Origin of the sequence: Brevibacterium antiquum CNRZ 918 (genome assembly GCF_900169145.1) — a bacterium.
Classification (GTDB): domain Bacteria; phylum Actinomycetota; class Actinomycetes; order Actinomycetales; family Brevibacteriaceae; genus Brevibacterium; species Brevibacterium koreense.
The window spans coordinates 1-1,542 of the sequence record NZ_FXZD01000038.1; the positions used below are offsets into that span (position 1 = coordinate 1).

The window sequence follows — 1,542 nt, forward strand, 5'->3', positions numbered from 1 at the left end:
CAAGTACTTCGATTGTTACCTGATGGTGGACATCCATTCGAGGTTCATCGTCGGCGCGCACGTGCACGCCACCGAATCAGGGGTCCTGGCGATGGAGATGATGAAGGAGATCTTCGGCATCCACGGCATCCCCGAAATCGTCCACGCCGACCGCGGGACCTCGATGACGTCGAAGACCGTTGCCGGACTGCTCTCGGATCTGGAGGTCACCCGATCCCATTCCAGGCCCCGGGTGAGCAACGACAACCCGTACAGCGAAAGTCTCTTCAAAACCATGAAGTACGGGCCAACCTTCCCCGATCGCTTCGCGTCCCTGAGCGACGCGCGGGCCTTCATCAGTGAATTCGTGGATTGGTACAATCACGCTCATCAGCATTCTGGCATCGGGTTCCATACTCCAGCCAACGTCCACTATGGCTTCGCCGATATGAGGTTCCCCGCAACTCGTGGACACGTGAGCTACGTCACGCAGCCTGCGTAGACGCTTCCTTCTCCATCCGACCAGCCTCCCGACCAGCCTGGAACTTCCCTTCGAACTCCACCGGCGTCACCATCCCTAAAGCCGAATGCAACCGTCGCCGGTTATAGACAACCTCAATCCACCGCGCGACCTCACGCATCGCTTCGGCCCGCGTCTGCCACACACGACGATCGAAGAACTCCGTCTTCAACGACGACCAGAACGACTCGGACATCGCGTTGTCCCAGCACACCCCAGTCCGCCCCACCGACTGCTTCAACCCCAGCTGTGACGAGGCCTGATGCAACTGCGCAGACGTGTACTGGGCACCCCGATCGGCATGGAAAATTACGTCATGAGGAGTCATTGATCGCAGAGTGTGAGCCATCCGCAATGCTCGCTCCACGAGGTCACCATCCTGGCGAGCATCCATCGCCCACCCCAGCACTCTCCTGGAGCATCCGTCCCGGATCACACACAGGTACACGAACCCTTCCCACGTGCGTAAGTACGTAATGTCGCTGATCCATACTGCATCCAGCTCACCCTGATCCCAGACTCGTTTCACGAGGTCAGGAATGTGATAGGTCTCCACGCCCGGCAACGTTGTCACTGGCCGAAACCGTCTCGGACTGATTCCCTCAAGACCTTGCCGACGCATCGACCTCGCGACCGTCTTCTCATCAACACACACGTCTTCGCGCTCCAGACCAGCCTTGACTCTCGGTGCCCCGTACACAGCGTCTGAAGCCGTGTGGACCCGACGGACCTGGGCATCGAGGTCTCGCTGCATCCTCGTCCGCTTCGACGGGCCTTGCGCGCGTCGCTTCATCCACGCATAGAACCCGGACTTCGTCACGCCAAGCAACCTGGCCATGCGGCGGATCGAGTAGTTCGCCTTCTCCGCATGCATCAGTTCGAACTTCTCTTGTTTCGAGGCTTCGACGCGAAGAAGGCGGCCTTAGACTCAAACCGTGAGTGCAACACCCCGTCAGCCAGGAGGCGAACATGGCCAAGATTGGACGACCAGGCCTACCCGAAGAAGAACGCCGAAGAGTCTGGGAGCTGTGGAAGGACGGTCA

At 59.5% G+C, this 1,542-nt stretch carries 2 pseudogenes; one reads left to right on the plus strand and one right to left on the minus strand.

Features of this window, described 5'->3' with window-relative positions:
* A pseudogene (locus tag BANT918_RS17080) lies at positions 1 to 427 on the plus strand (transposase); the annotation flags it as partial.
* 37 nt (positions 428 to 464) lie between these two features.
* On the opposite strand, the pseudogene BANT918_RS17085 reads toward BANT918_RS17080, so the two are convergent.
* Positions 465 to 1,421, minus strand: a pseudogene (locus BANT918_RS17085) (IS3 family transposase); the annotation flags it as partial.
* Positions 1,422 to 1,542 lie beyond the last annotated feature (121 nt).